At 40.0% G+C, this 23,080-nt stretch carries 24 protein-coding genes; 9 read left to right on the forward strand and 15 right to left on the reverse strand.

What is annotated here, in order from left to right; genetic code table 11:
* Positions 1-4: 4 nt before the first annotated feature.
* The gene (locus GQR38_RS17245; protein WP_007584623.1) at positions 5-886 is read right to left on the reverse strand and encodes an ABC transporter ATP-binding protein; all 882 of its coding nucleotides are present in this window, start codon (positions 884-886) and stop codon (positions 5-7) included.
* A 187-nt stretch (positions 887-1,073) separates the two neighbouring features.
* Between GQR38_RS17245 and GQR38_RS17250 the strand changes: the two genes are divergently transcribed.
* Complete coding sequence (locus GQR38_RS17250) at positions 1,074-1,751, forward strand: nitroreductase family protein (protein WP_165722780.1); 678 nt, start codon at positions 1,074-1,076, stop codon at positions 1,749-1,751.
* On the opposite strand, the gene GQR38_RS17255 is transcribed toward GQR38_RS17250, so the two are convergent.
* Positions 1,744-2,052 carry a metalloregulator ArsR/SmtB family transcription factor gene (locus tag GQR38_RS17255; RefSeq protein ID WP_007584618.1) on the reverse strand — a complete coding sequence of 103 codons (309 nt, stop codon included), beginning with the start codon at positions 2,050-2,052 and terminating at the stop codon, positions 1,744-1,746. The two genes, GQR38_RS17250 and GQR38_RS17255, sit on opposite strands and share 8 nt — an antisense overlap.
* A 285-nt stretch (positions 2,053-2,337) precedes the next feature.
* On the opposite strand from GQR38_RS17255, the gene GQR38_RS17260 reads away from it, so the two are divergent.
* Positions 2,338-2,682: a rhodanese-like domain-containing protein gene (locus GQR38_RS17260; RefSeq protein ID WP_024591370.1), complete on the forward strand. Its 345-nt coding sequence runs from the start codon at positions 2,338-2,340 to the stop codon at positions 2,680-2,682.
* 21 nt (positions 2,683-2,703) lie between these two features.
* Here the strand turns inward: GQR38_RS17260 and GQR38_RS17265 are convergent, their stop codons facing one another.
* The 4 genes from GQR38_RS17265 to GQR38_RS17280 all read right to left on the reverse strand — a co-directional run bounded on the left by GQR38_RS17265 (position 2,704) and on the right by GQR38_RS17280 (position 4,973).
* The gene (locus GQR38_RS17265; RefSeq protein ID WP_165722781.1) at positions 2,704-3,099 is read right to left on the reverse strand and encodes a DUF1801 domain-containing protein; all 396 of its coding nucleotides are present in this window, start codon (positions 3,097-3,099) and stop codon (positions 2,704-2,706) included.
* A 37-nt stretch (positions 3,100-3,136) separates the two neighbouring features.
* Complete coding sequence (locus GQR38_RS17270; protein ID WP_165722782.1) at positions 3,137-3,682, reverse strand: PH domain-containing protein; 546 nt, start codon at positions 3,680-3,682, stop codon at positions 3,137-3,139.
* 66 nt (positions 3,683-3,748) lie between these two features.
* Positions 3,749-4,366: a LysE family translocator gene (locus GQR38_RS17275; protein ID WP_165722783.1), complete on the reverse strand. Its 618-nt coding sequence runs from the start codon at positions 4,364-4,366 to the stop codon at positions 3,749-3,751.
* Between the two features lie 208 nt (positions 4,367-4,574).
* Entirely contained in the window at positions 4,575-4,973 is a 399-nt protein-coding gene (locus tag GQR38_RS17280) for a DUF3224 domain-containing protein (RefSeq protein ID WP_165722784.1), read from the reverse strand.
* A gap of 88 nt (positions 4,974-5,061) precedes the next feature.
* On the opposite strand from GQR38_RS17280, the gene GQR38_RS17285 reads away from it, so the two are divergent.
* On the forward strand, positions 5,062-6,840 hold the full coding sequence (locus tag GQR38_RS17285; RefSeq protein WP_165722785.1) for an ABC transporter transmembrane domain-containing protein: 1,779 nt from the start codon (positions 5,062-5,064) through the stop codon (positions 6,838-6,840).
* On the opposite strand, the gene GQR38_RS17290 is transcribed toward GQR38_RS17285, so the two are convergent.
* A complete protein-coding gene (locus GQR38_RS17290; protein ID WP_165722786.1) occupies positions 6,841-7,473 on the reverse strand; it encodes an OmpA family protein in 633 nt (210 codons plus the stop codon). It lies immediately after the preceding gene.
* Positions 7,474-7,663: 190 nt separating this feature from the next.
* On the opposite strand from GQR38_RS17290, the gene chrA reads away from it, so the two are divergent.
* On the forward strand, positions 7,664-8,818 hold the full coding sequence (gene chrA, locus GQR38_RS17295; protein ID WP_165722809.1) for a chromate efflux transporter: 1,155 nt from the start codon (positions 7,664-7,666) through the stop codon (positions 8,816-8,818).
* Here chrA and GQR38_RS17300 read toward each other — a convergent pair.
* Genes GQR38_RS17300 through speA form a run of 4 tightly spaced genes read right to left on the reverse strand, consistent with a single transcriptional unit; the run spans position 8,775 to position 13,796 of the window.
* The gene (locus GQR38_RS17300) at positions 8,775-10,034 is read right to left on the reverse strand and encodes a mechanosensitive ion channel domain-containing protein (RefSeq protein ID WP_165722787.1); all 1,260 of its coding nucleotides are present in this window, start codon (positions 10,032-10,034) and stop codon (positions 8,775-8,777) included. The genes chrA and GQR38_RS17300 overlap by 44 nt on opposite strands.
* Complete coding sequence (locus GQR38_RS17305) at positions 10,031-10,951, reverse strand: acetyltransferase (RefSeq protein WP_165722788.1); 921 nt, start codon at positions 10,949-10,951, stop codon at positions 10,031-10,033. Before GQR38_RS17305 ends, GQR38_RS17300 begins: the two co-directional genes overlap by 4 nt.
* Before the next feature lie 25 nt (positions 10,952-10,976).
* Positions 10,977-11,855 (reverse strand): acyltransferase, encoded by an 879-nt coding sequence (locus tag GQR38_RS17310; protein ID WP_007584592.1) that lies wholly within the window; start codon positions 11,853-11,855, stop codon positions 10,977-10,979.
* A 60-nt stretch (positions 11,856-11,915) separates the two neighbouring features.
* Positions 11,916-13,796: a biosynthetic arginine decarboxylase gene (gene speA, locus GQR38_RS17315; protein WP_007584591.1), complete on the reverse strand. Its 1,881-nt coding sequence runs from the start codon at positions 13,794-13,796 to the stop codon at positions 11,916-11,918.
* A gap of 198 nt (positions 13,797-13,994) precedes the next feature.
* Here speA and speE point away from each other — a divergent pair, with 198 nt between their 5' ends.
* Positions 13,995-14,858: a polyamine aminopropyltransferase gene (gene speE, locus GQR38_RS17320; protein WP_007584590.1), complete on the forward strand. Its 864-nt coding sequence runs from the start codon at positions 13,995-13,997 to the stop codon at positions 14,856-14,858.
* A gap of 221 nt (positions 14,859-15,079) precedes the next feature.
* Here speE and GQR38_RS17325 read toward each other — a convergent pair whose 3' ends face one another.
* Positions 15,080-16,312, reverse strand: coding sequence for a hypothetical protein (locus GQR38_RS17325; protein ID WP_165722789.1), 1,233 nt, complete (start codon positions 16,310-16,312; stop codon positions 15,080-15,082).
* A complete protein-coding gene (locus GQR38_RS17330) occupies positions 16,302-16,925 on the reverse strand; it encodes a methylamine utilization protein (RefSeq protein WP_165722790.1) in 624 nt (207 codons plus the stop codon). The genes GQR38_RS17325 and GQR38_RS17330 overlap by 11 nt, the downstream gene beginning before the upstream one ends.
* Positions 16,926-17,083: 158 nt before the next feature.
* On the opposite strand from GQR38_RS17330, the gene GQR38_RS17335 reads away from it, so the two are divergent.
* Complete coding sequence (locus GQR38_RS17335) at positions 17,084-19,126, forward strand: glycoside hydrolase family 97 protein (protein ID WP_165722791.1); 2,043 nt, start codon at positions 17,084-17,086, stop codon at positions 19,124-19,126.
* Between the two features lie 22 nt (positions 19,127-19,148).
* On the opposite strand, the gene envZ is transcribed toward GQR38_RS17335, so the two are convergent.
* The gene (gene envZ, locus GQR38_RS17340; protein WP_024607434.1) at positions 19,149-20,462 is read right to left on the reverse strand and encodes a two-component system sensor histidine kinase EnvZ; all 1,314 of its coding nucleotides are present in this window, start codon (positions 20,460-20,462) and stop codon (positions 19,149-19,151) included.
* A 5-nt stretch (positions 20,463-20,467) separates the two neighbouring features.
* Positions 20,468-21,187, reverse strand: a complete 720-nt coding sequence (ompR, locus tag GQR38_RS17345; protein ID WP_002959552.1) for a two-component system response regulator OmpR — start codon at positions 21,185-21,187, stop codon at positions 20,468-20,470.
* Positions 21,188-21,382: 195 nt separating this feature from the next.
* Between ompR and greB the strand changes: the two genes are divergently transcribed.
* The 3 genes from greB to GQR38_RS17360 all read left to right on the forward strand — a co-directional run bounded on the left by greB (position 21,383) and on the right by GQR38_RS17360 (position 22,922).
* Positions 21,383-21,862, forward strand: coding sequence for a transcription elongation factor GreB (greB, locus tag GQR38_RS17350; RefSeq protein WP_007584978.1), 480 nt, complete (start codon positions 21,383-21,385; stop codon positions 21,860-21,862).
* A gap of 116 nt (positions 21,863-21,978) precedes the next feature.
* Positions 21,979-22,290, forward strand: a complete 312-nt coding sequence (locus tag GQR38_RS17355; RefSeq protein ID WP_007584977.1) for a hypothetical protein — start codon at positions 21,979-21,981, stop codon at positions 22,288-22,290.
* 50 nt (positions 22,291-22,340) lie between these two features.
* Positions 22,341-22,922, forward strand: a complete 582-nt coding sequence (locus GQR38_RS17360; RefSeq protein WP_165722792.1) for a CBS domain-containing protein — start codon at positions 22,341-22,343, stop codon at positions 22,920-22,922.
* The last annotated feature ends 158 nt before the right edge of the window (positions 22,923-23,080 follow it).

Genomic DNA, 23,080 nt, shown 5'->3' on the forward strand with positions numbered 1-23,080 from the left:
CTCCTTATGCTACTTGGCTGTTACGATGATTAAGCAGAGTAGAAAAATACACATCTTCTAAATTTGCATTACTTGCTTCAAACCCTTGTGGGGCTTGCTCTGCTATTACATGTAAAATTGTTTTCCCTGCAAATAGGCGCTTAGAAATAACCGGTAATTGTGGCTCAAGTTCTTGCGCTTCTTCTTGGCTCATGGCTTTGCGCCAAATTTGTCCTTGGAGCTTATCGGTAAGCGCTATTGGGTTACCTTCTAGTAAAATCTTACCGCCAGCCAACACCGCCATATTTGGGCAAAGCTCTGCAACATCTTCAACGATATGGGTCGATAATATAACTACTTTTTGCTCGCCTAAGCTTACTAATAAGTTATGGAAACGATTACGTTCCTCTGGGTCTAGCCCCGCTGTTGGCTCATCAACTATTAGTAAATCAGGGTCGCCCAGTAATGCCTGTGCAATACCAAAACGCTGACGCATACCGCCCGAAAAGCCACTTACCGCTTTTGAGCGATGTTGATATAAATTAGTGTGTGCAAGTAATCCTTCAACCGACTCTTTACGCTCGGCTTTATTATGAATCCCCTTTAAAACAGCCATATGATCTAGCAAATCGTAGGCACTAACACGCGGGTACACACCAAAATCTTGTGGTAAGTAACCTAAACGCTGACGCAAAGCTTGTGGGTCTTTAAATACATCAATGCCATCAAAAGTAATTGAACCTGAATCAGCCGACTGCAGCGTTGCAATGGTACGCATAAGCGATGATTTACCTGCGCCATTTGGCCCAAGTAATCCAAACATCCCTTTACCGATAGATAAATCAACACCTTGTAGTGCATGTACGCCGTTATCGTAGGTTTTAGATAACCCTGTTATTGATAGCATTTTTACTTCCTTGAGTATAAGTAATTATTTTTATGATGCTTTATATCACAAGCAAAACAGGAACATAAGTTACTTATTGGTTAAATTTGTAACAACAAATAAACACAATTTAAACTCATAACACTTGCCTGCACTGTATTCACTCGGTATAAAAACCACATATACTTTTTATAAGAAGCGAAAAGCCATGCAAGATCACCAAAGCCAGCCGTTAAATGACTTTATAGAATATCCACACGACGAAATGCTAAATCGTGCTAACGAGTTTTTACAAACCAGCCAACGCCGCCATAGCATTCGTAGCTTTAGCGATCGCCCAGTACCAAAAAATATTATTGAAGCATGTATAAAAGCAGCTGGCACAGCACCTAGTGGAGCGAATCATCAGCCTTGGCATTTTGTGGCTATAAACAGTAGCGATGTAAAAAAACAAATAAGAGAAGCCGCCGAAAAGCTAGAGCGTTCTTTTTACGAAGGCAGAGCAGGTGAAGAATGGTTAGATGCGCTAAAGCCGTTAGGTACCGACGCCAATAAACCTTATTTAGAGCATGCACCTTGGCTTATAGCTGTATTTAGTCAAAAAAAGGGCGGTGTAAGCACCGATGATAAAAATACGAATTATTATGTGCATGAGTCTGTTGGTTTAGCTACCGGCTTTTTAATTCAAGCTTTGCACCGCAGTGGTTTGGCAACCCTTACTCATACTCCAAAGCCAATGAGCTTTTTAACCGACATATGTGGTCGCGATAGAGATAATGAACGCCCATACATGCTACTTATTGCAGGCTACCCAAGTGATGATGCAACAATACCGGCTCATGCACTGGATAAAAAATCTATCGATGAAATAGCTACGTTTATTTAGTATTTTCTTGTCGGCAAAACCACTCATATAACAAAGCAATGATCGACTCAACTTTTGGGTCGGTCAATGAGTAATAAATAGTATGCCCTTCTCGGCGAGTAACAACCATATTTGCCTTGCGTAAACTTGCTAAATGCTGAGATAGCGCCGACTGCGCTAAAGGTACCTTTTTATTTAGCTCACCTACACTTTGCTCACCTTGTAATAAACTACATAAAATCATTAAGCGATTTTTGTTAGCCATTAATTTTAAAAACTGTTCGGCTTGCTCTGCGTTGACAGCTAGTTGTTCAATATTCATTTTATTATTTCTCTTTTTGATACCTTTTTAAGTATAGACTTTTACATTAGTAAGTTCTAATATAATTAACATTAGGTTTTACTAATATTAAGATGGCCATGAAACTAGCGATGCCATTTTATTAATCGGCGGAAGTGCTGTAGCAGTATCCGCACTATTAAGTTACTTTATATAAAGTAACTTTCAATTTTTAACGTTATTTATAAGTATTAACTCAATTCAACCTACTTATACCAAGTAGCACTCATTAATGTCTTTTTTAAAAAAAAGAGGATTTACAAACTAATGCTTACATCAATCCCTGACTTACTAAAAATTATCACACCTAACCAACGCCGTATTGACGCAGCGCAAGCAAAACTCGAGCTTGAACAAAATAAAGGTTTACTTATTGATGTGCGAGAACCTGCAGAGCACGCGACAAAATCGGCTGCCGGCGCTATAAATATTCCGCGTGGATTACTTGAAATGAAACTAATGGAAATAGAAAAAGACGCAGCTCGCCCTATTTACGTGCACTGCGCAAGTGGTGCACGCGCAACGTTGGGAGCAGAAGCATTAACGCGTGTGGGTTATGAAAACGTGACTGTTATTACCTGTGACGCAAACCAAATATGTAGCGTATTTTAAGTATCTACTAAGTACTTATAATTATGCGCTTAACAAAGGTAGGTGTTTAACGCTGTGATAAGTCAGTGCTAATTTAATACACTCTTTAACTGGGTGTTCTGGTAATGGCTTTTCACTATTTAACACTATTGCTCTATTTCCTTCAAAGGTAAGATTATGAGAGTACAACTCTCTAAATGTGCTTACTAGCTTTGATTGGCAATGAAAAAACAAATAACACGATGAGCCCTTAAAGCCTACGCGAATGGGGCTACCATTTATTGTGTTATAACTTGGCTCTCCCCACTTTAAAGACTCTTCAACAGCTCCTAAGTTTTGCTCTTGTGCTACGGTATAAATTAGCTCTCGTAATTGTATAAGCGTACTTTTAGCTGCCTCAGGATGATTATTAAATATATTTTTTATATCCGTATTCATAAAAACATCCTTATAAGTATTACAAGTTTAAAACAGGTTACTTTTGCTGCCTTTCATCAACTAAAACAAGTAGCATCTGCTCAATATTTTTAACACTATAAGTAAGTGCTCTCAGTAGCTCTTTCTCACTTTGCTCTGTTGCCTGCTGCGACGTTTTACCTTGATTAGCCAATACATCTTTTTGCTCAAGTATCGCCTCTCTAAACTCACTCGCATTAACTACACCAAGTAAAGATACCAATGCACCATTTCCTGACTGCCCTGCTGTTTCAAAGCTCAAACGATATAATCCAAATAATCGCATGAGCGGTCCTTGGCTTAATCCAACATCAGTTATTTTTTCAAGCGGAATTGATTTCTCTACTTTAAATAATATGCCACGTTTAACAACTAGTTTTTGCGGCAATAAATCAGCCGACATAGCTGCGAGTATTCGCCCGCCCACCAGCCATACAATAGCTAAAACAATGGGTAACAACGGAATAGTCACCAGCGCTAGTACACTAAAAAAAGCGGCCATTAGCATCCAGTATTGCTGAACCTTCGGGTCGAAAGATGCACTTTTTAAAATATGTTTTGTCATTGTTTTAATCCTTTATCTATATAACTAAAAATACACTCTGCAAACTTCAATAATCTCTACTCAATCTTACAAACTAATAACGACTTTTATAGCAAGAGCAATAAACACAACCCCCAGTATTTTATCAAGCCATGGGTTCTGCTTAGTAAAACCAAAGCGATTTTTTGAAACCTCAGTAAGTACTGCAACTAGTAAATACCAACCTGTATCAATTACAAACACGGTTAAGCACATAATAATGCCAATGCTTAAAGTGAGATTTTGCGGGTCAATAAACTGTGAGAACAAGGCTAAAAAGAAAATAGCGAGCTTGGGGTTCAAAAAGGCAATGGCGAATCCATCTTGCAACGCTTTAGTTGCGCTTATCTCACTTTTTTGTACTTGCAGTTCGTCATTATTGGGTTTTGCTAATAGTATTTTTAAACCTAAATAAGCTAAATACCCAGCGCCTAAATATACAAGTACTTGGTATACCGTTGGAAACTGAGCCATCAATGTCCCCAAACCAAGTAACGAAGCTGCCGCATAAAGCCCAACACCCATGCCATGGCTAAGTGCAGCAAGCATACCGTTTTTCATTCCGCCACTCATTGTATGCTTTAGTACAACTGCAAGGCTTGGGCCTGGCGACATTGCACCCATCATGCATACAAGTACTAAACTAAACCATGCTGCTAATGTCATTTTTGTCCTTATAGTTCATCGTTTTCTATTAATAATATATAGGCCGTTATTTGGCCTTGAAAAGCAGTCGCGGTATTTATACTTATTACTTTCCAACCTTCTTGATTTAAGTGGTATATGCGCTCATTCAAAGCATCTACATCAATGCCGTTACTAAAAAACCACGCCTTTTAAATTCTACTATTTTTTGCATTGTTTGTTATCCATTTTATAAGCGGTAGTCAAAGTCGTAATAGTGAATGCTCTGCTCAATGCGTATTTTCATACTGCCAGTTAATCCTTTTAGCTCATTTGTGCCTGAATCAGGAATAACATTTAAAATAAGACTATCTTGTCCTTTATTCATAGTGCCAAAGTGTTGCAGTACAAAACTGCCCTGCTTACCTTCAAGCTCACCTATCACTTGCTCTATTGCCACGTAACCCGCACTGCCTTGGGTTGGCGTCATTGCGCTAAGCATCTCGCCTTGGCTTGTAGCATTTAAGTCACCTTTAAATGTTTTATCAATCGACATGCGTCCTAAGTTAATACCTTGCTGCCCTTTGGCGTAACCTTCAATTGGCGCTAAAGCCACTGTAAATTCACCACTTATTATTTTTGTTGTCATAACAATTCCTTATTGATGATATTTAATACTATTGATTTTTAATCCGATGATGCCATATCTATACCTTAACCTTTAAAAAGAATCCACTATGTCAAAAAACACCTCTGCATCCGAAAAAGCAGCTTTTAGCAGCTTATTACCTGTTTTTGCTTTTATAAAACCTTACAAATGGATGGTAGTAGCTGCGCTAGCCGCGCTATTGGTCACTGCGGGGGTTAACTTATCACTAGGTCAGGGGGTTAAGTTTGTTATTGATCATGGGTTTATTGCAGGCTCCAAAGATCAATTACAACAAGCTGTACTGGTACTCATTGGCTTAATCAGCTTATTAGCGATCGGTACCTTTAGCCGTTTTTATTTAATGTCGTGGATTGGCGAGCGGGTAAGTAACGATATTAGAAAAGCCGTGTTTAATCGTATTGTTACGCTACACCCTAGCTACTTTGAAGAAAACCGCAGTGGCGAACTTATGTCGCGTTTAACCACCGACACCACATTACTGCAATCAATTATCGGCTCATCATTTTCTATGGCACTGCGCAGTGTACTTATGTTGATTGGTGGACTTGCTATGTTGTTGTTTACTAATTTGAAGCTCACCTTAATAGTTGTTGCCTGTGTACCGCTGGTACTTGTCCCTATGATGATATTTGGTCGCAAGGTACGCAAACTAGCAAGCTCAAGCCAAGATGCCATTGCCGATATAAGTACCTATGCAGGCGAAATCATACAAAATATTAAAGTAGTGCAAAGCTATAGCCATGAAGAACAAGAGCAATATGCTTTTGCACTTGAGACCGAAAAAGCCTTTAACGTAGCTAAAAAACGCATTAAGCAACGTTCATTTTTAATAGCCGTAGTGATTTTTTTAACCTTTAGTGCTATTAGCGCTATGTTATGGGTAGGTGGTAACGATGTACTTGCGGGTACTATGACCGGCGGCGAGTTAGGTGCATTTGTGTTTTACGCTATTATGGTGGCAATGTCGGTGGCAACCGTTGCTGAAGTATATGGCGAACTACAACGCGCAGCAGGCGCGGCAGCAAGGCTGCTTGAGTTACTTGCCGTTAAAAGTGAGATAGAAAACCCATTAAATCCACAAGATAGTAATTTACTGCAAGAGAGTAGCAGCCCCGCAATTGCACTTGAAAACATTAGCTTTAACTACCCTTCACGCCCCGATGTAAGTGCACTTAATAAAATAAGCCTAAATATAAATCAAGGCCAAACCGTGGCAATTGTTGGCCCTTCTGGCGCAGGTAAAACAACGTTATTTGAATTGCTACAACGTTTTTACGATCCGGCTAGCGGAGCTATTAAGTTTAAAGATGTAAACATTAAAGACCTATCACTTAATACTCTGCGTAATAAAATGGGCATGGTAGCGCAAAACCCTATTTTATTTAGCTCCGACGTAATGCATAACATCCGCTACGGCAACCCAAGTGCAACCGATGAGCAAGTATATGCCGCAGCAAAGTATGCGCATGCCGATGAATTTATCAAACAGTTACCGCAAGGTTATAACAGCTTTTTAGGTGAGCAGGGTGTGAGGTTATCGGGTGGGCAAAAGCAGCGTATTGTGCTTGCACGTGCCATATTAAAAGACCCTGAAATACTTCTTCTTGATGAAGCCACCAGCGCGCTGGATGCGCAAAGCGAACACCATGTACAAGCTGCACTTGAGCATTTAATGCAAAACAGAACAACGTTAATTATTGCCCATAGGCTGGCAACGGTAAAACATGCAGATGTAATTGTAGTAATGGAAAATGGGGAAATCATAGCAACGGGTACTCACCAAGAGTTGTTAGCAAGTAACCCGTTGTATCAAAAACTGTGTGAATTACAGTTCAATAAAGACTAGTTATTCTTCGGTATTTGGCACTATCTGAATTTCTACGCGACGGTTTTGAGCACGGCCATTTGCACTATCATTAGTTGCAATTGGGCGTGTTTCGCCATAGCCCATAGTGCTAACACGTGTAGCCATAATTTGTTGGTTCACTAAATAGTCTTTCACACTTTGTGCGCGTTCACGCGATAGGTTCATGTTGAAGCTATCTTTACCCGTACTGTCAGTATGCCCTTGCACACTAAGGTAGGTTTTTTCGTACTTGTTCATTACTTTAGCAATCGCATCTAACGTATCGTTAAAGCCTGATGAAATATAAGACTGAGCAGTCGCAAACGTAATGTTTGATGGCATTACTAAACGTAAGTTATCGCCTTCACGCACTACTTCAACACCTGAACCCGCTAACTCATCACGAAATGCTTCTTCTTGCTTATCCATGTAGTCGCCAACAGCAGCGCCCGCCAGTGCACCAATAGCTGCACCAATAAAAATACGTTTATCTTTATGATTACCCGTAGCCTTACCTAATACACCTCCGGCTGCGGCGCCTATAGCGGCTCCTTTACCTGTGTTATTCATTTCACAACCAGAAAGTAATACAGCTACTACGGTTACGCTTAAAAGTGATTTAGTTAAAGTCATGGTGATACCCTATTCATTAAGAATTTAGCAAGAGTATGCAAATACATGTATGAACAAACTATGAAGAGAGTGTTAAAAGCAACGCATCTTGCTTGATTGTTAAACAGACCTCAAACTAATGTGCCATTTTAATAAAAATGTCATACTACGCTGTGACAATTTAATGAATTTTACAAAGGATATTGGCGCAATGTTAATTGCTATTTTTAGACAGTTTTTTTTACTAGGGTGCATGAGCTTTGGTGGCCCCGCTGCGCATTTAGGTTATTTTAAACGTCACTTTGTAGACTCGTTAAATTGGTTAACTAACACGCGTTACGCACAACTTATTAGTTTAAGCCAAGCACTGCCTGGGCCTGGCTCTAGCCAAGTTAGTTTTGCTATTGGCGTTGAGCGGGCTGGGGTACTTGGTGGTATAGCTGCTTTTTTAGGCTTTACTCTGCCTTCGTTTTTAATAATGGTGCTGCTTGCGGTTAGTGCCCATCAGTTTGATGCCGTTTACTTTGCTATTATTGCAGGCTTAAAGTTATTTGCCGTTGTTATAGTCGCTGATGCAACACTTAGTATGGCTAAAAGCTTTTGTACAAGTGCTGCGCTTAAGTTACTTGCGGTAATGAGTACACTTGCTTTGGTGTTATTTCCAATGATGGGAACTCAAATAGCAATTTTAATCACCGCTGCCACAATAGGTGCTATATGGCCTTTATTAAAACTTGGCACAGTAGCAAAAGATGCTAGCAGTACAAAAAGTAATATTAACTGGATTGCACTGGGGTTATTTGCGCTCTTACTTGGTGTTAGCTTTATTCCACTAGGGCATGAGTTTGCTTTGTTTACCCCTTTTTACCAGGCAGGTGCAATGGTGTTTGGCGGCGGACACGTAGTACTGCCGGTACTTCAAGCTGGCGTACCAGCATTGAGTGATGATCAGTTTTTAAGTGCTTACGCGAGCGCTCAGGCAGTGCCCGGGCCTATGTTTACTATTGCTACTTACTTAGGCGCACAACTTACTACTGAGCAACCTCTAGTGGGTGGCCTTATAGCTACACTGCTTATATTTATGCCTGGTTTTTTACTTATACTGGCGTTTCAGAAGAGTTGGATTAACTTGGCAAACAAACCACGCTTTGCAAGTTCAATAGCGGCGCTTAATGCCGCGGTAGTCGGTTTTTTAGCGGCTGCACTGTATTCGCCAATTTGGACATCGGCTGTGCATAACTTTTGGCAAGTTGCGTTAGTAATAATTACATTTGCATGGCTGCGATTTAAAAAGCCACCTATTTGGTGGCTCTTAGCTTTATTTATTGCTGTGGGTCTTTTACAACACTATTTGCCATCACTCTAAATGTTGGCTTATCTGTTTGTTGCTCGCTAGGTGGGCTTAATTGTCCACTTACACTTTGATACGCTCTAAGCCCAAACACGGGTAATACCGCAAGTAAATGATCCATTATTTCGGCTTGTAAATGCTCGTACGAAATCCAGCGTTTGTCTTCACTAAAGCAATAAAACTCAATAGGTAAACCATGGTTTAGTGGTTGCAGCTCCCGTACCATTAACGTAAGCGACGTATTAATTTTACTGTGCTGTTTTAAATAGCCTTCAGCATAGCGACGAAACAGCCCTAAATTAGAAACTTGCGCAGGTAGTGTCGTCACTCGAATATAGTCGTGCAGCGGAATAGCCGCATCAATTTGCTTTCTAAACTCATCACTTACTAAACAAATACTGTGCATATCAATATTGAGTGAACGTTTAATACGCCTACCGCCCGACTCTTGCATCCCGCGCCAGTTTTTAAACGAGCCCGCCACCAACATATAAGTTGGAATAGTTGTGATGGTATTATCCCAGTTACGCACTTTCACAGTGTTTAAACCCAAATCAATCACTTCGCCATCGGCGCCATAATTTTCTACTTGGATCCAATCACCATAGGTTACTAGGCGATTTGCTGCTATTTGAATACTGGCTACAAAGCCTAAAATAGTGTCTTTAAATACTAATAACGTAACAGCAGCAATAGCACCAAAGCCAGAGAGAATATAAGTAGGTGACTTTTCAAGGAAAATGCTCACAATTAAAATTGCACACACAATAAAGGTTATTAGCTTAACAACCTGAATTAAGCCCTGAATAGGGACTTCGCGTGCAAACTCTAACTGGTTATAAATAGTACCTGCAATACTCACAATACTACTAAAAATAAAGCCAGCATAAATAATAAGCAAAGCTTGTCCTATCGTTTTTAGTATTTCTCCTGCAATTTCATTAACTGGGTATACGCTATCAAACGTAGCTAAAAACAATACGCAGCACAGCATTCCGGCAATACGCTTATTTAGCTTATTAAGCATAGGAGAAAGCGCACCAATTCGCTCAGGAGAAAGCCTCGTCACTATTTTTTGAATGCCAGGTAACATTAATCTACGAGTAAATAAGTAAACAATTAATAAAGAGAATATTCCTATTGAGACTCCGGTAATTGAGCTAAGAAAATCCGCGTCGGGTACTTTTTCAAACCAAGGAGCAATTAATTCCTGAAGATGGGTGTTGGTCATAGTGTTTCAATTTCCTTACTGATTTGTGGTTCAGGTAAATCTTGTTGAGCATAAATGTCGGCAAGCTGCTGATCTTTAGCAACCCATAGCTCATTCACATAATGTTGAAAATTAACTTTAAATACGTCATCGCTTTGATAGCTGCCCTGCATATTGTCATTAATGGGCGTTACGTCTATTGAAACATAAATAGAATCTAGCTCACCTTTTAGCAAGTTACGACAAACGTGATCTGTCTTACCGCTATATACTAAACTTGTATTAAGCATGGCATCAAATTGATCGGCTAATACTTCAAGCGCAAAAGCAATGCCGCCCGCTTTGGGCTTTAATAAATGTTTAAAAGGACTTTGTTGCAGATTATGTTTGGCTGGCGTATAGCGTGTACCTTCAACAAAATTAATGATGGTAGTAGGATGATGACGAAAATTACGACAGCTACGCTTCGTGCGCTCTACATCCAACCCTTTCAACTTTGGATTTTTAGCAAGCTGCGCTTTGCTTACCCGTTTCATAAACGGCATACCCATGGCCCACGCACCAGTGCCAATAAAAGGCATGTATTTTAACCCGTCTTTTAAAAAGAACTTAGGGGCAGGCAATGCATGTAATGAGCTAAGTACAGTTATATCTAACCAACTCGCGTGGTTACAAATAAGTAAATACCAACTTTTTGAGTTTAAGTCGCCACTTATATCAACCACAATGTTAGGGCAACCTAACCAAAGCCCTAAACGGTTGCCGTTACACCAACCTCGGTAAGCGCTGTGTAATATAGAGTTAACCACAGGCAAAGGCAGTAATAACTTAATAAGGCCCAGTACAAATACTAGCGAGCCAAAAAGCATTACATTAGAAAACAATACGCAGCCTACAATTAAGCCGTTAAGCCAATTTGGTAACCACTTTTTTAGCATAACTGTAAGCTCATATTTTTACCTTTTACTTATGGTTTTTTTCGAGCGATTGTAGTGTTTGCTCTTTGTTTTCCCATAAGCGGTTTAACTCGCTTTGAAAGCGAACTCTAAATTCAGAATCACCTGTGTAGTCACCAATAAGCTCTTCGCTTACCGGCCTTACTTCCACGTGTACGTTGATATTTTTTACCTTACCACCAGCAAAATCCATAAAAGTAGGAATACCATCTGGGTAATGAATGGTGACGTTAACCACTTTAGTAATTTGCTCGCCCATTGCTTGCATTACAAAAGCAATACCGCCCGCTTTTGGTTTTAATAAATGTGGGAACGGGCTATTTTGGCGCTCATGCTTTTGCGTAGTAAAACGAGTGCCTTCTACAAAGTTAACCACACTTACTGGCATCTCTTTAAATTTTTCGCAGGCTTTACGTGTGGTTTCTAAGTCTTTGCCACGCAGCTTTGGATTCTTTTTTAATTGGCTTTTACTCGTGCGAGTCATAAACGGAAAATCAAGCGCCCACCAACATAAACCTAAAATAGGCACGTAAATAAGCTCTTTTTTCAAAAAGAAGTTTAAAAATGGAATTTTACGATTAAACACACGCTGTAATACTAAAATATCGACCCAGCTTTGGTGATTTGCAATTACTAGGTACCAATCTTTTAGTTTAAGGTCTTCAAGGCCAGTTACATTAAGTTTAGTTGGCGTAAATAACGCTTGATTTAAGCTATTAAAGGTAACCCAAATAGTTGCAAATTGCTTAGCTGCCCAGCTCATAAGCTTTTGTAGAGGCTTAATAGGGATAAGCTTTATAAGCCCACAAACAAAAATAGGCACAAACCAAAAAAGTGTGTTTATTGTGTAAAAAACAATACTAAATACACTGCGAATAACTGACATTACTTCCATTCCTTTAAACATTGCGCAGCCACTAATACTGCGCTTTCAGTTGCTTACAAATTAATCTTCAAAATAGGTATAGCCTTCAAGGCCTGCATTAAGCTCAGCTAAATAACCTTCTTTACACTGCGTCGATACATCAAGTTTATTAACTTGGTACGCAAAGTTGTCAGCTAAAATGGCGCTATCATAGTCAACAAACTTTAATACATCCTTAACGCTATCACCTTTTATGGCATTGGTTAACACGTAGCCATCGTCGTTAAGCTCTACGTGCACCGAATCAGTGTCACCAAATAGGTTATGTAAATCACCTAAAATTTCTTGATACGCGCCTACCATAAACATAGCAATGTGGTATTGCTCGCCATGCTTATATTCTGGTATTGGTAGGCTGGTTTCGATACCCGCGCCTTCAACGTATTCACGAATCTGCCCGTCAGAATCGCAGGTAATATCTTGAATAATCGCGCGCTGAGTCAGTGGCTGAGTTAAGTTTTCGATTGGCATAACAGGAAACAACTGCTGAATACCCCATACATCAGGCAACGACTGAAATAATGAAAAGTTAACAAAGAGTTTATCAGCAAGCTTTTCGTTTAAATCGTCGAGTACTTCACGGTGCGCGCGCGCATTATTACTAAGCGATGCACGTACACGATGTAAAATAGTAAAGTAAAGCTGCTCTATTTTCGCCCACTCTAGCATGCTTACTAAGCCATGCACGTACTGATCGTGCGCTTCGCTAAATAAGTGCATAGCGTCGTGATAAATCTCTAATGCCATACGCGGGTTTAAACGCTGTAAACACTGCCACATTTCATCAAGCACTAATGCGCTATTTTCAAGCGGTGGCTCTGGATTTAAATGATTAGGCGCTTTTTCTACGTCAATTACATCGGTAATTAATACCGCATGGTGAGCAGTTAAAGCACGCCCCGACTCGGTGATAATGGCCGGATGCGTAAGGTTATGTTGGTCGCACACCTCAGCAAATGCATTCACTACGTTACGCGCATACTCTTCTACGGTGTAATTCATTGAACATGCACTACGCGAGCCAGAGCCCTCGTAATCAACACCTAAGCCGCCGCCCACATCAACGGTATTTAACGGTACGTTTAATTGTGTAAGCTCAGCAAAGTGGCGTGCACATTCACGTAAAGCACGGTGAATATCACGAATATTGGCAATTTGAGAACCAATATGAAAATGCACCATTTGCATTAAGTGCAGCTTATTATGCTTTTTAAGCACTTCAACAGCACTTAGTACTTGGCCTGCTGTTAAACCAAACTTGCCTTTTTCGCCGCCCGTGTTTTGCCACTTGCCTTTGCCTACTGAGTTTAGGCGAATGCGAATACCAATAGCCGGTTCAATGCCTAGGTTGTCTATTTCTTCAAGTAGTGTGGTCAGTTCTGAAAGTTTTTCTACCACAATTTTTACGCTGTGGCCCATTGCTTGACCAATACACGCTAGGCGTAAAAACTCACTGTCTTTATAGCCGTTACACACTATTGTGATTGGCTCTTTTGCTACACCCAAAATAGCCATAAGTTCTGGCTTTGAGCCTGCTTCTAGGCCAACAAGCCCGCTTGGATGCGCTAATAGCTTACTTACTACAGAACGTTGCTGATTTACTTTAATTGGATAAACACAGGTGTATTTACCGTTATATTCACGATTTGCTCGCGCTTGCGTAAACGCGTTAGTAAGTGTGTCTACACGATTTTTTAAAATATCAGTAAAGCGTACTAAAACCGGCAACGTTAAACCTTGTTGCTTAAACTGCTCAGTTAATTGCGTTAAAGAAATGGCCGGTTTTGTTTGGTCGCCATCTGGGTAAGCCACCAGTTCGCCTTGTGCGTTAATATCAAAATAACCATCACTCCAATGAGCAACGTTATAAGTGGCGCGTGCTGTTTCTAAACCCCAGGTCATGGCAACTCTTCTTTAGTCAATTAGGTATAAAGGCGCATTTTAATACGTCACTATCCACTAGGCTAACAAAAATTGAACTTTCACTCACTCCTAACTAACTTTATTCGTCAAATCAGTTAAAATGTCATTGAGCAAAACGCCAAGCACTGGCAGAATTGCCCCTTTTTCATACTCAACCTAAAAAGTGTAATAGTAACTATGGCAAATTTAGATCAAAGTAAGTGGTTTACTGAAATTAGCGACCGCGATGGCAGCGCATTTTCATTACGTATTAATAAAAAGTTAGATGAAAAACAGTCTCCTTTTCAAAAGGTAGAAATGTTTGAAACCACAGACTTTGGTAATTTAATGATCATCGACGGGTGTACTATGGTAACAACCCGCGAAAACTTCTTTTATCATGAGATGATCAGCCACCCTGCACTTTTAGCGCATCCAAACCCTAAAAACGTCGTTATTATTGGCGGCGGCGACTGCGGTACTTTACGCGAAGTATTAAAACACCCAGGCGTAGAAACTGTAACGCAAATAGATATCGACGAAGTAGTAACGCAAATGTCGTTAAAATACTTCCCAGAGCTTTGTGAATCTAATAACGACGCCCGTGCAACGGTTATGTTTGACGACGGTATTAAATACATGCGCGAAGCCGCTGGCGAATCTATCGACGTAGTGATTGTTGATGGCACAGATCCGGTAGGTCCAGGTGAGGGTTTATTTAACCATGCGTTTTACACAAGCTGTTTAGATGCACTGCGCCCAGGTGGTATTTTAGTACAACAAAGTGAATCACCACTTATGCACATGCCATTATTAGTTGAAATGCGCGAAGCAATGCTAAGCGTAGGCTTTAACGATTTACAAACATTGCCATTTCCACAACCAATTTACCCAAGCGGTTTATGGTCAGTAACACTTGCACGTAAATCACAAGCATTTGACGGTTTTAGAGAAGATGCAGCTGCAAATATTGCACAGCACAGCGAGTACTATAACAACGGTATTCACCATGGTGCACTCGCTACACCTAACTACATGAAACGCGCATTCGATAAAAAATAATACCAATCTGCTTATATATGGGGTCTATTTAACGTTAAGAAAATTACGCTAGAACTAGGCAAAAATTTTTGTATCTAGTTGTTCTAAATAAAAAATTTTTAACGACGTTATAGTGCAATTTAATTCGTTAAATTGATCAAAAATTTATGCAGGTTGGTATAATCTATACCAATTTTATTAAACTAAAAAGGGAGCATTTAAATGCTCCCTTTTTTATACTTTTAAAAACGCCATTGCGCATTTAGCATTATTTGCTGCTGCGAGATTCGTTCATTAAATCCAATTGGCTCTCTATTTTTTGCAACACTTTTAAGTGCAGAACCTTCAACCCCTATTTGTAGTTTATTAGTGAGCTGGTAGCGCCATGTTGCGGTTAAGCCTTCCCCATTACTTGCATTAGGGTCAAACGCGGTTGTGTCGTTGTCAGTAACTTTAAAATAATCATAACGTACTGAAACTCGATGTTTGCCTTCTTTATGGCTCAGCATTAAATAATGGCTATAAAAAGCATTATCAATTAATGCGTTACTGCCCATTTCAGTTTTACCATTAAGTACCTGTGCTATTAAACGTGTTTTACTATTAAACTTATAAAGCCAAGCAGCGCTTGTAAAGCGAGTATCCCAAGCATACTGCCCTGTACTAATATTAAGTGTGGTTGGGTCGCCATTATTGTTGTAATAATAAATTCGAAATTGTGATTTTTTTAAGTAATCCCAATGTACGCCAGCGTAATAGCCAAAACGCCCATCTACTTCTTCAAACGGTAAAACCTGATTAGCCTGCCAACGTAATTCGTATGCATTTAATGCCGCTATAGGCGCAAATTTAATACTTTCGTTAAATGTAGTTTGTCTATCGTGTAATGCAAAACCACGCCACGCAAGTAAAGTACCGGCAGGATCATTGCCTTTAAATGTAGCACCTACAAAACTAAAGCTATGAGCGCTGTTGAAACGTTTTGCTGGGCGCTTAATAGTTACCTCTGCGCCAACAGTGCGTACTTCCTCGCCTATCCAGCTATTAATAGCTGAGTTTGTATAGTTATAAGGAGAAGTCCACCCTATATCAGGATTTTCAAGCGACATAAGTGGGTAAAAGCCCCCCACGCGCATGTGCCATTTATAGTTGCTGTTAGATAGCGGCTGATACTTTATATAAGCCTGCGTAAAACCAAGGCCAACGTCAGGATCTTGATTCGCATTTAACACCCCATGAGCCGACCAACTAGATGCTAAATCAACATTAAAATCTAAAATACCTTGGGATAAAATAAGTTCGTCGCTTTTAGTATCGTGCCGATATAGCCCAAGGCCGCCCTCTTGGAAGCTACGTATATCGTCACCCTGCACGGCTCTAATTTGTATTAAGCCTTTTACTTGTGCATACAACACATTACTAAAACATAAAGCACCGGCTAAAAATGCCAGCCTCGTTAAGCGATTAATAGTCATCAAATTCATCCGTAGCAAAATCAATTTGCTCCGCAATTTCCTGCTTTACTTTATAAGTGATAGGGTTAGTAGCCACAGTAATAGTTTGAGATTCAACCTTACTAATATCACTAAACCCAGAATGCCAAACACTTAACGTGTATTCGCCTGCATTGGCATTTAAATCAACATTCCCGTTTTCATCAGTGATTGCAAAAATAGTGCTATCTACCACCACAATATAACCTAACATCCAATCATGAATATTACAGCCAAGCTCAACAACACCCGTTTGATCAAAAGTAATGGGCGCTTTTGGGTGCTCCTTATATAGCTTTAATTCGAACGTTTTGGCTTTAGAAAATGAATAAACATGATGCATGATTGAGTCCGCATTCGGAAACTCTACCTTTGCATTTTGTGGGACAACTAAAATACGCGGCTTAAATTCTCGATTTTTCTGGGTCATCGCATAAGGTGCTTCTGGAGGAATAACGCTAGAGGTGTCTCCTGCAGTTAGCCATACAACAGCATTAGGTAATGGGTCATTATTAGCATTTTTAATTGTAATATTTGCTGCAAAAACTCCAGTACTAACACTTAGTAAAAATACATAAAGTAAGCTTTTTATCATTTTCTTGTCGCTATTATCAATTTGTTTACATTATAGACCGATTAAGCCACCAAATTCTTTCTATTTTTTAAAACATTGAATACGTATGTAAGCAGTCGTATTAATCATCAACAGTCATTATCCTTAAATGTCACCACCGACTCATCTAAGGACACACCATGAGAATACCAGCACTTGTGCTTTTAGCCTTTGCTAGTAATAGCTACGGACAAACCGTAGAGCTAAAATCGCCAGACACACAAATAACAGTAAGCATCTCTGACGAAAACAACACGCCAAGCTACGCAATAAAATTTAAAAACAAAGCGGTTATAAACAAATCTTTACTGGGGTTTGAATTTAAAACACAAGCAGCTTTTAGCGACGGCTTTAAAATTAAAAGCATTGAACAACAAAGCGTTAACTCGCAGTGGCAACAACCTTGGGGCGAACGCCAAAACGTTGTTGACGAATATAACGAAGTAGCCGTTACCTTTACAAAAAATGAGCCAAATAAAGGTACCTACACAATTCGATTTAAAGCATTTGATAGTGGTGTAGGTTTTCGATACGAAGTGCCACAACAAGCCGGCTTCGAACATACAGAAATAACCAAAGAGCTGACTGAATTTGCTATAAACAATAGCCATGATGCAACAGCATGGTGGATACCTGCTCGTGGCTGGAACCGCTACGAATATGTTTACAACACCACCCCACTTAACGAAGCTCCACTAGCTCACACACCATTTACGTTTAAAACAAGTGACGGTACTCATATTAGTATTCATGAAGCCGCACTTGTTGATTACGCAGGCATGGTGCTTAATCAACGCCGCTCTGGTACGTTTACTGCAGATTTAACGCCGTGGTCAGATGGTGTCGCCGTTAAAAAACAAGGTGCTTTTAAAACACCATGGCGCACCATTCAAATAGCCGACAGCGCTGTTGGCTTAGTTAATTCAGATATAATACTAAACCTAAACGAGCCTAATAAACTCGGTGACGTGTCGTGGGTCAAGCCTGGCAAATACGTGGGTATTTGGTGGGGTATGCATATAAACACGCAAACTTGGGGTAGCGGTAAAAAACACGGCGCCACTACGCAAACCACAAAATACTATATGGATTTTGCAGCGCAGTATGGTTTTGATGGCGTACTCGTTGAAGGCTGGAATATTGGCTGGGATGGCGATTGGTATTTTAATGGCGATGTATTTAACTTTACCAAACCGTACGACGACTTTGATATAGCAGCGCTTACTCAATACGGCAAAGAAAAAGGCGTACAGCTCATTGGCCATCACGAAACATCAGGCAATGTAAGCAACTACCGTGACCAAATGGAAGATGCCTTTGCTCTTTACGAAAAATCAAACGTAAGCCAAGTAAAAACAGGTTATGTAGCCGATGGCGGAAATATAAAACGTATAGACAAAAACGGTATTGCTCGCCACGAATGGCATGACGGCCAGTTTATGGTTAACGAATACCTTTATAACGTAAAACTTGCGGCTAAGCATAAAATTAGCATTAATACTCACGAGCCAATTAAAGATACAGGCCTGCGCCGTACTTACCCAAACTGGATCGCGCGCGAAGGTGCACGCGGACAAGAATATAATGCATGGGGTTCACCACCTAACCCACCAGAGCATGTACCAATGCTTGCTTTTACCCGCATGCTTGCAGGACCAATGGACTTTACGCCAGGTATTTTTGATATGAGCTTTAATGGTTTAGGAGGCGATACAAACCGCCCACAAACCACACTCGCCAAACAACTCGCGCTTTATGTTGTTTTGTATAGCCCAATTCAAATGGCTGCCGACTTACCTAAAAACTATTTGGCTAAGCCCGATGCGTTTCAATTCATTCAAGACGTACCAACAGATTGGCAGCAAAGTATTGCTATTGATGGTGAAGTAGGCGACTTTATTGTATTCGCTCGTAAAGAACGTAAAAGCACTAAATACTCAGGAAATGATTGGTACCTAGGTGCTGTTACGGACGAAAAAGCCAGAACTGTTGAGGTAAAACTCGACTTTTTAGAGCAAGGCAAAAAGTTTGAAGCACAAATTTATAAAGATGGTAAAAGCGCAGAGTGGAAAAATAATCCGTACGATATAGCTATCGAAAAACGTATTGTAACTGCAAGCGATAAACTAACGCTTAAATTAGCCACTAGTGGCGGTACAGCTATTCGTTTTAAAGCACTTTAATATAATAAAGCCCCTGCATTTACTATGCCGGGGTTGATACCTTTATTGGCAAATATACTTGTGCACTTAAACCGCCTTCTGGGCGGTTTTCTAGTTTTACTTTACCGTCGTGCATATCAACAATGCGTTTAATAATAGCAAGGCCTAGGCCACTGCCTTCACTTCCTCGTGCAGCATCGCCTTGTTTAAAAGGCTCAAAAACAGACTCTAATTCGTTTTCAGGAATGCCGGGGCCACTATCGTTTACAGCGATAACTACATATTTTTTGTTTGAATTAAAGTAGCTAAGTACTTCAATATCGCCCTCAGAATAACGCAGCGCATTACCAATCATGTTGGTAATTACACGTTTAATAGCCACAGAGCTTAACGGTATATTGCCTATATTTGGATTACTTTTAAACGTAATAGTACGTTGATGCTGAAGCTCAGAATTGACAACCTCGGCAACTAAAGCATTTATATCTTCGCAACTTAGTTCTTCACGTTTATGGTGGCGTAGATACTCAATAAACTGATCAATAATCCCGTTCATGTCTTCTATATCGTAAATAATACCTTCACGGAGATAGTCGTCTTCATCAACCATCATTTCGGTGGCTAAACGGATACGCGTAAGCGGCGTGCGTAAATCATGAGATACACCGGCCATTAGTAAACGGCGGTCGTTTTCAAGTGCGGCAATTCCTCGCGACATTTGGTTAAACGCGCGTGTTACTTCTATTACTTCTGTTGAGCCTTGTTCTTCTAACTTGGTAGAAAAGTCGCCTTTACCCACTTTCACTGCAGCTTGTTGCAGTGCTTTTAATGGTCTATTAAGGTGCCTTGCAAACAACCACCCACCCAGCACACTTAAAAAGCCAATACTTGATAAGTAAAAAGTTAAAAACTCTAAGTTGTTCTCTTTAAAGCCTTTAAGCGGTACTTTTACCCAATAACCTGGCGCTTGCGGTGCTTCAACCCAATAAATCAACGGATCAGTTTGGCTAATACGTACACGAGAATAACCTCCAAGTTGCTCAGTCATGCTGCGCGATAGCATAGAATATTCGCGGCTTTGCCCAAGCCCTTGGCGCATTGCTTCGCGCTGCGTCATGACTTCAATGCCGGTAATTTCAAAAAACTTTGCAGATACTTCGTCGTTTATTTCAACGCCATCTTCCCAGTCAATAAATACTGTTTTAATTTGCTTAGCAAGCATCAAGTTAACTTGCTCAATGGTTGGTTTTACAACATAAAAACTAACCGTAACATAAGACACTATTTGATTTATGAGCAGCAGAGCCGCCACTAAAAAAACAGTTTGTCCAAAAGCACTGCGCGGAAACATACCCATAAATATTACTTTTCACCGTCGGGAACAAACACATACCCCAAACCCCAAACGGTTTGAATATATCGCGGATTGGCAGCATCTACTTCAATCATGCGGCGAAGTCTCGACACTTGCACATCAATGCTTCGCTCAAGCGCACTGTAATCGCGGCCACGCGCTAAGTTCATTAGCTTATCGCGGCTAAGTGGCTCACGTGGATGCGAAACAAGCGCTTTAAGCACTGCAAACTCACCACTGGTAAGCGATATTGTTTTATCCCCTTCACTCATTTCGCGCGTTGCTAAATTAAGCGTAAATTTACCAAAAGCGATTAAGTTTTCTTCAGCAGCAGGTGCGCCTGGCACTTCTTTTGCGCGGCGACGTAAAATGGCTTTTATGCGAGCAAGTAGCTCTCGTGGATTAAATGGTTTTGGAATGTAATCGTCAGCGCCAAGTTCAAGGCCAATAATGCGATCTACTTCGTCGCCCTTTGCAGTAAGCATAACAATAGGAATTTCATTTTCTTTTTGGCGTAGACGGCGGCAAATAGATAAGCCATCCTCGCCTGGGAGCATTAAATCGAGAACCATTAAGTGAAAGTTTTCTCGCTCTAGGAGTCTATCCATTTGCTCCGAGTTTCCTGCGGTTCTAACAATAAAGCCTTGCTCTACTAAATAACGTTCAAGCAAACTGCGTAAGCGCATATCGTCATCAACAACTAATACTTTTGTGGTTTCGTGTCCCATAATCTCTTTCTTATTTTTATATCCAATTACTAGTTAATATAAATGAAAAACTTAATAATCAAAAACTAATTACTTGCTTAGATTGTTACTGAACATTTCAAAGCTTACTTACTCGTACTTTATTACATTTTACGCTCGACAAGTTTTGGCAAATTTAATAACGTGCACACCATTAGAGCTAATAAAGAATTCACCATGAAAACAAATTTAGTTACCCGCGAAGGTTACTTACAATTACAACAAGAACACGACCAACTATGGAACGTTAAACGCCCAGAAGTAACAAAAATAGTAAGCTGGGCAGCCAGCCTCGGAGATCGCTCTGAGAACGCAGACTATCAGTACAACAAGCGTTTGCTACGCCAAATTGACCGTCGTGTACGCTATTTACGCAAACGCATACCTGATTTAAAAATCATCGACTACTCTCCCGTTCAAGATGGAAAAGTGTTTTTTGGTGCATGGGTCGAAATTGAAAACGAAGAAGGTGAAACTAAAAAATTCAGAATTGTCGGACCTGATGAAATTTACGACCGAAAAGATTACATATCGATAGACTCACCTATGGCGCGGGCGCTGATTAAAAAACAAGTAGATGACGATTTTGAGGTACCTACTCCTCAGGGTAAAAAACAGTGGTATGTAAACAGTATCGATTACCAAAAAAAGAAATAAAAAGTTTTGATTCAGATCATGTTAACTTTTGATTGTGTAAATTAAACCAATAAGCTATAACTGAATTATTCAAGTTGATTTGTTTAATTTGAAAGCAGTTAATTAAGGTCGTGGTTATGTCAAACATAGTACAGCGCATATTAAATAATGCCGTATTGTTTGCACTTTTAATGAGTGTAAGTTTGACGCTGCATGCCAGTAACACTGAAGTAAACCTTGATAACGCTAAACTATCTAATCACTTTATTGCTTGTGACATTCCTGACCAAGCAAACCTCGATTTTGACGTAGACTCTCACGTTAATACTATTACCTTTAGGTCGCCTCAACCACTTCCTAATGTCGTAGATTCTTTTTATAAGAGCACCAACCTAAACAGACCTTTTAGCACTGCGTACCAACGCGGACCACCTAGCTATTTAATTTAATTCATTATTTTACAACTTAATTAAATTTTATAACTACTAAGGTGACTACTATGTCTAACTTTAAAGAATTACGTACTCAAAATGTTTCTCACGGCGTTATTGCAAGCACATTTGCAGATGACCAACCATTGATTGATTTATCATCTCCAGCGCTAAAAATGGTAAATAACTTTACTCAAAAAACGCCTATTCGTGCAGAGCATACAACAACGATTACAGATGCACTTAAACAAGTTAGCTCGCAACAATCTGATTTTGTTTTAGTAACCGACGAGAACCAAAAATTGATTGGTCTTGTTTCTAGCGCCGATTTACAAAGCTCTAAAATTACTATTATTGCAGAGCGTTTAAATACCCCACGAAGTGAAGTAAGCTTGCGCGATATTATGACGCCAATTAGCCGACTTACAGGTGTAAGCATGCAAAGCTTAAGCTATGCATGCATTGGTGATGCGCTGCAAACGATGGAGCATCAGGGCACAATGTTTTTATTAGTTACAACAGCAAGTAGCGAAATTTGTGGTCTAATTTCAGCTCGCCAAATAGCTAAAACATTACATATTCCACTACATATTAGCCCTATTGCTCACTCTTTCAGTGAAGTATTAGAAAACATTGAGCATCCTCACTAGGGCGCTCTTTTAGTTGAATTGATTTACTCCCCTCCCAACCATCTTAAAGCAAGTGAAATAGCTTGCTTTAAGAGCTTTTTATTACTACCTCCTGTGATATTATTCAAGCAATTAACGGCGCCAGTAACACGCTTCTGGTCTTATTTTATTGTATAAAA

The organism is Pseudoalteromonas sp. c7(2019) (assembly GCF_011378625.1).
Lineage (GTDB): Bacteria > Pseudomonadota > Gammaproteobacteria > Enterobacterales > Alteromonadaceae > Pseudoalteromonas > Pseudoalteromonas arctica.

Bases quoted from the DNA above. Each gene is read 5' to 3' on its own strand.
- GQR38_RS17360 (WP_165722792.1), top strand. From the start codon at position 22,341: ATGTCTAACTTTAAAGAATTACGTACTCAAAATGTTTCTCACGGCGTT.
- GQR38_RS17305 (WP_165722788.1), bottom strand. From the start codon at position 10,951: ATGCTAAAAAAGTGGTTACCAAATTGGCTTAACGGCTTAATTGTAGGC.
- GQR38_RS17255 (WP_007584618.1), bottom strand. From the start codon at position 2,052: ATGAATATTGAACAACTAGCTGTCAACGCAGAGCAAGCCGAACAGTTT.
- GQR38_RS17300 (WP_165722787.1), bottom strand. From the start codon at position 10,034: ATGACCAACACCCATCTTCAGGAATTAATTGCTCCTTGGTTTGAAAAA.
- GQR38_RS17325 (WP_165722789.1), bottom strand. From the start codon at position 16,312: ATGACTATTAATCGCTTAACGAGGCTGGCATTTTTAGCCGGTGCTTTA.
- GQR38_RS17355 (WP_007584977.1), top strand. From the start codon at position 21,979: ATGTCAAACATAGTACAGCGCATATTAAATAATGCCGTATTGTTTGCA.
- speA (WP_007584591.1), bottom strand. From the start codon at position 13,796: ATGACCTGGGGTTTAGAAACAGCACGCGCCACTTATAACGTTGCTCAT.
- GQR38_RS17245 (WP_007584623.1), bottom strand. From the start codon at position 886: ATGCTATCAATAACAGGGTTATCTAAAACCTACGATAACGGCGTACAT.
- GQR38_RS17250 (WP_165722780.1), top strand. From the start codon at position 1,074: ATGCAAGATCACCAAAGCCAGCCGTTAAATGACTTTATAGAATATCCA.
- GQR38_RS17270 (WP_165722782.1), bottom strand. From the start codon at position 3,682: ATGACAAAACATATTTTAAAAAGTGCATCTTTCGACCCGAAGGTTCAG.
- greB (WP_007584978.1), top strand. From the start codon at position 21,383: ATGAAAACAAATTTAGTTACCCGCGAAGGTTACTTACAATTACAACAA.
- GQR38_RS17310 (WP_007584592.1), bottom strand. From the start codon at position 11,855: ATGTCAGTTATTCGCAGTGTATTTAGTATTGTTTTTTACACAATAAAC.
- chrA (WP_165722809.1), top strand. From the start codon at position 7,664: ATGTTAATTGCTATTTTTAGACAGTTTTTTTTACTAGGGTGCATGAGC.
- envZ (WP_024607434.1), bottom strand. From the start codon at position 20,462: ATGGGTATGTTTCCGCGCAGTGCTTTTGGACAAACTGTTTTTTTAGTG.
- GQR38_RS17265 (WP_165722781.1), bottom strand. From the start codon at position 3,099: ATGAATACGGATATAAAAAATATATTTAATAATCATCCTGAGGCAGCT.
- GQR38_RS17280 (WP_165722784.1), bottom strand. From the start codon at position 4,973: ATGACAACAAAAATAATAAGTGGTGAATTTACAGTGGCTTTAGCGCCA.
- GQR38_RS17275 (WP_165722783.1), bottom strand. From the start codon at position 4,366: ATGACATTAGCAGCATGGTTTAGTTTAGTACTTGTATGCATGATGGGT.
- GQR38_RS17260 (WP_024591370.1), top strand. From the start codon at position 2,338: ATGCTTACATCAATCCCTGACTTACTAAAAATTATCACACCTAACCAA.
- GQR38_RS17285 (WP_165722785.1), top strand. From the start codon at position 5,062: ATGTCAAAAAACACCTCTGCATCCGAAAAAGCAGCTTTTAGCAGCTTA.
- GQR38_RS17290 (WP_165722786.1), bottom strand. From the start codon at position 7,473: ATGACTTTAACTAAATCACTTTTAAGCGTAACCGTAGTAGCTGTATTA.
- GQR38_RS17330 (WP_165722790.1), bottom strand. From the start codon at position 16,925: ATGATAAAAAGCTTACTTTATGTATTTTTACTAAGTGTTAGTACTGGA.
- GQR38_RS17335 (WP_165722791.1), top strand. From the start codon at position 17,084: ATGAGAATACCAGCACTTGTGCTTTTAGCCTTTGCTAGTAATAGCTAC.
- ompR (WP_002959552.1), bottom strand. From the start codon at position 21,187: ATGGGACACGAAACCACAAAAGTATTAGTTGTTGATGACGATATGCGC.
- speE (WP_007584590.1), top strand. From the start codon at position 13,995: ATGGCAAATTTAGATCAAAGTAAGTGGTTTACTGAAATTAGCGACCGC.